Genomic DNA, 6,982 nt, shown 5'->3' with positions numbered 1-6,982 from the left:
GCCGCCCCGATGATCAGGAGACTACGCCGCCCCATGTACTCTTCCTTCGAGCCACCGAACCCGTCGTTACGGGTGCCGGGGGCTCCGGACGGCAACGCGCCGCCGGTTTGCACCCCTCAGCAATCAGCGGCGCCCCCGCCGCGGGGGCAACTGAGGGCTCCCGAGCCGGTGGAACCCAGGACCAATCCGGTGGAAACCGTTCCCGAGGCGGTGGAACCGTCCACTCGCCTCCTCCGCCGGCTGCGGCGGAGACAAGGTCGCGGGTCGCCGACGAGCGTGGGGTTTTCCGGGGTCTGTCAGGACCCGTTTGCGGAGGTGCCGGTGGTGGAAGAACGGGGCGTGGCGGAACCGGAAGGCGGGGACGACGACCGACTCGTAGATTACCACCTGGGCTGGAACCTCGACCGTCGGTGGCCGGGGGGGCAGGGGAGGCTCGATGGGCACGAGCGCCACGCCGACCGCTGCCGCCACTCCTTCCAGAATCCCGAAGGCCTCCCCGGGAGAATGCGGGATCAACCCCGCCGAACTCGCGGCGAGGAGCGAACGGGCCAGGTCGGCCAGCCACCCGGGAGTGATCGCGCCCCCGAGGACCCAGCCGCCGGGGGGGACGATGCCTCGTTGCGCCAGGACGGTCGCCGCTTCGGGCGGAGTGGGAAGATCCGCCAGACCCAGCCCCTCGGCCAGGGAAACGGCGAAGGACCCCTGGTTGATTGGAGCAGGGGAAGCAGGACTCCCTTCCTGCGATGCGAGAAGGACCTCGGGTGGCCCCGGGGCGGTCCCCCCCCTTCGGGGTGGAGTGGAGACAAGAAACAGGCGAGCCCGGTCCCGGGCCCGGTCCGGGATGTCCCCGGCGTCCCCGACGAAATGCTGGACCCCCCGCTCGTCCACCCAGGTGTAGACGTCAGGCCAGGCCGGGGCGGGAAGGAGCATGAAGGAAAGGCCGCACGCCAGGAGGAGCGGGTGGCCCCGTGCCGCTCCGCTCTTCACCGGCACCCCCAGTGCTCGGTCGCCCACACCCACTCGCCCCCGGTCCAGAACCAGCGGCCGGGGACCCGGACCGGGTCGCAGGCGCCGGACGGGAGGACGAACCGTGGGAAGAAGATGATGGAATGGGGGTGGCGGACCGCCCGGAGATGCCCGAAGTGATGGGGGTGCAGGCGGGAGTCGATCCGGAACCCATGGCGGATGGATCGGGGTTGATGGCCGCCCTTGAAATGCGGGTGGGACCCCCCGCGGGCCGAGGCCGGGGCGGCCGAAACGCCCAACACAGTCAGGGCAAGGAGGAGCACGACGAGTATCCGTCTCTCTCGCTCCCGGGAAGGCCGAGCGGGACCCTACCGTTCCCGACGGCGCTGTCTCTCGGCCTCCCATTCCTCCACGAAGGCCTCAAATCGCCGCTGCTGATCGGGGCTGAGCATCTCGCGAATGCGCGCCCGGGCCTGCTGCTTGATCTCCTGAGCCTGAGGGTGAATCGTCTGCCGGAGCTTCCCGAACTCGTCCCGCGCGTCGTCCAGGATCCGCTCGAGTTGCTGCCGCTGTCCCTCCTGGAGCTCAAGTGCCTGGGTCAAGCGGTCGACATAGCGCTCCCGGTCAAATCGCCCCTGCCATCGTGCGGGCGACGGTGGGGCGCTGACCGTCCGATAGAGGGTGAACCCCAGGGCTCCCGTGGCAATCCCCAGGACGTACACCGCAACCAGCACCCCCGGAACCTTCAATCGCTTCATCGCGCCACGACCCCTTCGTCGCGCAGGAGGACCAGTGCCAGGACGTCGTCCTGGGTCAGGGTGGTGGTCTCGCTCAGCGGTCCCATCTCCTGCGGGACCACCCCGCTCGCCTCCAGGTACCGATCCAGAGGGGCGACCCGGCGCGGCTCCAGGGGCTGGATGAGGTAGGTGAGGCCGCCGAGCAGCACCACCATGACCGCCGCCGCCGGGATCAGGCGCGGGGCAAAGAGCGCGAAGGCGTCGATCCACCCCTCGGCCCTTCCTTCCCGGCTCTTCGCGAGCTTTCCCCACGGCAACCGGCAAAAGGCGGAGGAGGGGCCCTCCCCCTCGACGAGGGCCCCCAGCAGACGCCGCGTGGCTTCGAGGGCCCGGGCCTCCCGCGCGCACCGGGGGCACGTCTCCAGATGGCCTTGCAAGGTCGCTCGGTCCTCAGAAGATACGGCTCCGCGGGCCATCTCCCGGAGCCATCCCCTGGCAACCCGACACCTCACCTGGCCTCTCCTCTCTCCCCGCGAGCCTCGCGATCCCGGAGGGCCTTCAGGGTCCGCCGGGCCCGGAAGAGTCTCAGCCGGGCCGCGAGCTCGGAACATCCGAGCGCCCGACCCAGATCGGCCATGGAAAAACCCTCGAGTTCCCGCAGGAGGAGCGCCGCCCGATCCTTGGGCGAGAGCCGACTCAAGAGCTTTTCCGCCAGATCGCGGGACACCGGGCGATCCTCCTCGCGGAGCGTCGGCGGGTCCACCACCCCCCCGATGGTCATCGGGAGGCCTTCCCCCTCCCCGCGGGACAGCTCGGTAAAGGTCACCTCCCTGCGTCGTTGTCTCCCCCGGAGATAATCGTAACAGGTGGTCGTGGTGAGCCTGGCCAGCCACGGGCCGAGGGAGAAGCCCGAGCGCAGTTGCGCGAGAGAGCGGTAGGCCTTCACGAAGACCTCCTGGGCGACGTCCTCCACCTCCGCGTCCGGGAGAATCCCCCGGATGATTCGGAAGACCAAGCGGCCATGCCGGTGCACCACCCCTTCAAAGGCCCGCTCCTCCCCCGCCAGGGTCCGCCGGACCAGATCCTCGTCTGACGGCTGCCCCCCGGGCGACCCCTCACCCATCTCCTGCTATCTCCACAGACGGATCGGTCGGACCGGATGTTTCACGCTTTGTCCTCTCGGCGGCCCCTGACGCCCTCCGGGTCCCTGCCAGGGGAAGGATACACGAAATCCTGCCGGGGGAGAGGGCCGGGCGCTATGTGGTTGAATGCACGGGTCCCTCGGGGAAGAGCTCGGGGCGGCAACCTTGCGATTGCCTCCTACATGGGATACAACAGGAGGCGAGGGAAGGTGACATCCGAGAGCCCCGATGCGGGGGCCGCGGAACCGCTTGGGCGAGGAGGGGAGGGGTGGACTGGTCGGGGATACTCTACGGCCGGCTGCGGCAGGGGGGGATCCGCTACTTCGTCCATGTCCCGGATAGCCCGCTCTCCCGCCTCATCAGCCTGGCCGGGGCGGACGCGGAGGCCATCCTGCTCCCGGCGACCAGGGAAGAGGAGGGGGTGGGAATCGCCGTGGGGGTCCACCTGGGAGGTGGGCGGGCTGCGGTCCTGATGCAGACGAGCGGCCTCGGCAACACGCTCAATGCCCTCGCCTCGCTGGCCATCCCCTATCGGATCCCCCTCCTCATGGTCATTAGCTTGCGCGGAGAGCCTGGGGAGTGGAACGCGGCCCAGGTTCCGATGGGCCGGGCAACCCGCCCCGTCCTGGAGGCCCTTGGGCTGCCACACGCCACGCTCACAGCCGCTGGCGAGATCCCGGAGCTGGTCCCCTCTCTGACCGACGTCGCCTTCCGGACCAGAACACCCGCCGCCCTCCTCCTGTCCAAGCGGCTGACGGCGGGGCCCCCCCCGTGAGGCGCCTGGAGGCAACGCGCCTCCTCCTCAAGCACGCTGGGGACGCCGCCTGCATCGCCAGCCTGGGAAATCCTGCCTACGACCTGGCGCTGGCCGGCGATCGCCCCGAGCACTTTTACACCTGGGGCTCCATGGGGCTGGCCTCCTCCGTCGGTCTCGGGCTCGCGATCGCCCGCCCCGACCGGCGGGTCATCGTCCTGGACGGGGACGGCTCCCTCCTGATGAACCTGGGCTCCCTGGCCACCATCGCTACTGTGGCCCCGCCGAACCTCCTGGTGATCGTGTGGGATAACGGGAGCTACGCCCTGACGGGGGGGCAGGCGACGCCGACCGCCGCCCGGACCGACCTGGCGGCTGTCGCCGCCGGCGCGGGAATCGCCGCCGTGACCACCGCGGAGGACCTGCCGGCCTTCGAGGAGGCCCTCACCCGGCTGCTCCATCGGTCCGGCCCGGGCCTCCTCGTGGCCCGGGTCGAGCCGGGGAACTCGGAGGGGCGGCCCCCCGCGGACTGCGTCTTCATCAAGACGCGGTTCATGGAGGCGCTGGGGAGTGCCTGAAGCCCTCGGCGATCATTGGCTCCTCTCGAAAGGTTCGGGACGCGATGGACCAGTCGCGGGGTGAAGCGCAGGGGGAGGCCGGGCTGCGCCGGGAGCGGGACGCCCTCGCCCGAGAACTTTCGGCGCTCCGGGCCTACTATGAGGACCTCCTGGCCAGCCTCCAGGACGGGGTGGTGGTCGTGGACGCGGATCTGCTGGTCTTGGCCGTGAACCCTGCGGCCGAGGAGTTGCTCGGCCGCTCCGCAACCTCCGCCGTGGGCCGGGCGCTCCCGGCCGTCCAGGGGGCCGGGTCGCTCCTCCCCGCCCTGGCGGCCCGGGCGCTCGAGACGGGCCGGGCCCACGCGGAGCATGGGGCCCCCCTGATGCGACCCGACGGGGAACAGGTCTGGGTGAGCGCGGTGGCCTCGCTTCTGGCCGACGCCGGCGGAAAGCCCCGCGGCTGCGTCCTGACTCTGCGGGACCTCACCCGGATCCGGGACCTCGAGGAGCAGCTGCGCCAGGCTGACCGGATGGCCGCCCTGGGCGCGCTGGCCGCCGGCCTCTCCCACGAGATCCGCAACCCCTTGATGGGTGTCCGGGCCACCGCGCAGCTCCTCGCGAGCGATCCGGCCCTGCCGCTGACCTTCCGGGAGCACAGCCGGATCATCCTCCGGGAGGTGGACCGCCTGAATGCCCTGGTGGAGGGGATCCTGGGGTTCGCCCGGCCCCGTCCGGTCCGCCTGCTCCCCTGCAACCTGAACCAGGTCCTCGAGGAAGTGCTGGCCCTGGAGGAGGGGGGGCTCACGGAGCGGGGAGTCCGCGTCCGGCGGCTGTACGACCCCCAGATCCCGCCCGTGCAGGGGGACGCGGCCCAGCTCCACCAAGTCTTCCTGAACCTCATCCGGAACGGGGCCGAGGCGATGCCGGCGGGCGGGGAGCTGATCCTCCGCACGAGCTACGAGCGCAAGTCCCCCCGGTGCCGGGGCGTCTCGGTCGCCGTGGCGGAGGTGGTGGATCAGGGGCCCGGCCTGAGCCCGGAGGCCTCCACCCACCTGTTCGAGCCGTTCTTCACCACCAAGGAGAAGGGAACGGGCCTGGGGCTGGCCATCTGCCAGCGCATCGTCCAGGAGCACCGAGGGGTGATCGAGCTGCACGGCGGGGCGGCGGAGGGGACCTGCTTCGCGGTTCTCCTCCCGTTGGCCGGGGAGCACGCGTGAGGGCGCGGGGGCGGCCGTGAGCGGAGGGCCGGAGGCGGGGAGCAAGGGGCGGGTGATCGTCGCGGATGACGAGGAGAGCGTCCGCTGGACCCTCACCCGCGCCCTGGAGCGGGAGGGGTACACGGTCGAGGCGGTCGGCGATGGGGAGGCGGCCATCGCGGCGGCCGCCGGGAGCGGGGCGGACCTGGTCCTCCTCGATATCCAGATGCCCGGCCTGGATGGGCTCGCCGCCTTGTCCCGCCTCGCCGAGGAGGCCCCGTCCACCCCCGTGCTGGTCATGACGGCCTACGGGAGCCTCCAGACCGCGGTCGAGGCCATGAGAGGCGGGGCCTTCGACTACCTCGCGAAGCCGTTCGATCTCGAGGAGCTGCTCCTCACGGTCCGCCGGGCCCTCGAGGTCCGCTCGCTGGCCAGCGAGCACAGCCAGCTCAAGGCGGCCCTGGCCGACCGCCGCGACTTCGGGGGGCTGGTTGGGGTCAGCCAGGCAATGCAGCGGGTCTTCAAGCTGGTGGGCACGGTGGCCAGCTCCGACGTGACCGTCCTCATCCAGGGGGAGACCGGGACCGGCAAGGAGCTGGTGGCCCGGGCCATCCACCTGCACAGCCGGCGTCTCGGGAAACCCTTCGTTCCGGTCAACTGCGCCGCCGTCCCGAAGGACCTGCTGGAGAGCGAGCTGTTCGGCCACGAGCGGGGGGCCTTCACGGGGGCCGTGGCGACGCGCCGCGGGAAGTTCGAGCAGGCCCACGGCGGCACCCTCTTTCTCGACGAGGTGGGGGAGATGGCCGGCGCCCTGCAGACCAAGATCCTCCGGTCCCTCCAGGAGCGGGTCACGGAGCGGGTCGGGGGGGAACAGGCCATCCCGGTGGACGTCCGGGTCCTGGCGGCCACGAACCAGGATCTCGCGGCGGCCGTCCGGGAGCGCCGGTTCCGCGAGGACCTCTTCTATCGGCTCAACGTGGTCACCATCCAGCTCCCCCCGCTCCGGGAGCGCATGGAGGACGTGCCCTTTCTGGTGGCCCACTTCCTGCGGGTCGCCGCGGAGGAGGCCGGGCGGGAGCCTCCGGAGGTCTCGCCGGCCGCCATGGACCTCCTCCTGGCCTATCGCTGGCCCGGGAACGTCCGGGAGCTCGAAAACGTCATCAAGCGCGCCACCGTCTTCGCCCGGGGCGGCGCCATCCTCCCCGAGCACCTGCCGGAGGCCCTGCGCGGTCAGGGGACGGAGGGGAGGACGCCGGCCCCGCCCCTCACGCAGCCCCTGCGGGGCCTCCTCGCGGCCCTCGGGGAGGAGCGGGACGGGCAGCTCTACGAGCACGTACTCGCCCTGGTGGAGAGGCCGCTCCTGGAGGCGGTGCTCGCCCGCTGCGGCGGCAACCAGGTGCGGGCTGCGGCCATCCTCGGGATCAACCGGAACACCCTCCGGAAGAAGATGCGCGCGCTGGGGATCGAGGGGGGTCGGGAGCCCCGGGTGCGGCGGAACAGCGGGCCGGACACCGAGGCGTCTTGACGGCACCCCGCCCCCGCCTATCTTAGGGGGTGCAGGGCCGGTGGGCAGGGCAGGAGGCGGACCCCCTGTCCACCTCCGTCGGGGCGTTCCCGGCGGGAATCCCTC

Annotated in this window: 9 protein-coding genes; 4 read left to right on the top strand and 5 right to left on the bottom strand. The window is 71.6% G+C overall.

Translation table 11 applies throughout. The annotated features are described in order from the left end of the window. Positions 1-123: 123 nt before the first annotated feature. Genes VGT06_10230 through VGT06_10210 form a run of 5 tightly spaced genes read right to left on the bottom strand, consistent with a single transcriptional unit; the run spans position 124 to position 2,826 of the window. Entirely contained in the window at positions 124-987 is an 864-nt protein-coding gene (locus VGT06_10230; protein ID HEV8663500.1) for a DUF4124 domain-containing protein, read from the bottom strand. Beyond that, complete coding sequence (locus tag VGT06_10225; protein HEV8663499.1) at positions 984-1,289, bottom strand: hypothetical protein; 306 nt, start codon at positions 1,287-1,289, stop codon at positions 984-986. The genes VGT06_10230 and VGT06_10225 overlap by 4 nt, the downstream gene beginning before the upstream one ends. Before the next feature lie 45 nt (positions 1,290-1,334). Next, on the bottom strand, positions 1,335-1,724 hold the full coding sequence (locus tag VGT06_10220) for a hypothetical protein (GenBank protein ID HEV8663498.1): 390 nt from the start codon (positions 1,722-1,724) through the stop codon (positions 1,335-1,337). Further along, positions 1,721-2,215 (bottom strand): zf-HC2 domain-containing protein, encoded by a 495-nt coding sequence (locus tag VGT06_10215; protein HEV8663497.1) that lies wholly within the window; start codon positions 2,213-2,215, stop codon positions 1,721-1,723. The genes VGT06_10220 and VGT06_10215 overlap by 4 nt, the downstream gene beginning before the upstream one ends. After that, positions 2,212-2,826 carry a sigma-70 family RNA polymerase sigma factor gene (locus tag VGT06_10210; GenBank protein ID HEV8663496.1) on the bottom strand — a complete coding sequence of 205 codons (615 nt, stop codon included), beginning with the start codon at positions 2,824-2,826 and terminating at the stop codon, positions 2,212-2,214. The genes VGT06_10215 and VGT06_10210 overlap by 4 nt, the downstream gene beginning before the upstream one ends. A 287-nt stretch (positions 2,827-3,113) precedes the next feature. On the opposite strand from VGT06_10210, the gene VGT06_10205 reads away from it, so the two are divergent. The 4 genes from VGT06_10205 to VGT06_10190 are packed head-to-tail and all read left to right on the top strand — an operon-like array spanning position 3,114 to position 6,877. Continuing rightward, on the top strand, positions 3,114-3,620 hold the full coding sequence (locus tag VGT06_10205) for a thiamine pyrophosphate-binding protein (protein ID HEV8663495.1): 507 nt from the start codon (positions 3,114-3,116) through the stop codon (positions 3,618-3,620). Further along, positions 3,617-4,177, top strand: coding sequence for a thiamine pyrophosphate-dependent enzyme (locus tag VGT06_10200; protein ID HEV8663494.1), 561 nt, complete (start codon positions 3,617-3,619; stop codon positions 4,175-4,177). Before VGT06_10205 ends, VGT06_10200 begins: the two co-directional genes overlap by 4 nt. A gap of 44 nt (positions 4,178-4,221) precedes the next feature. Continuing rightward, positions 4,222-5,373: an ATP-binding protein gene (locus VGT06_10195; protein HEV8663493.1), complete on the top strand. Its 1,152-nt coding sequence runs from the start codon at positions 4,222-4,224 to the stop codon at positions 5,371-5,373. Positions 5,374-5,389: 16 nt separating this feature from the next. Further along, positions 5,390-6,877, top strand: coding sequence for a sigma-54 dependent transcriptional regulator (locus VGT06_10190; protein ID HEV8663492.1), 1,488 nt, complete (start codon positions 5,390-5,392; stop codon positions 6,875-6,877). Positions 6,878-6,982 lie beyond the last annotated feature (105 nt).

The sequence above is a fragment of the Candidatus Methylomirabilis sp. genome, assembly GCA_036000645.1.
In the GTDB taxonomy this organism is placed as follows: domain Bacteria; phylum Methylomirabilota; class Methylomirabilia; order Methylomirabilales; family JACPAU01; genus JACPAU01.
This window is presented reverse-complemented; position numbering and strand designations above follow the sequence as displayed.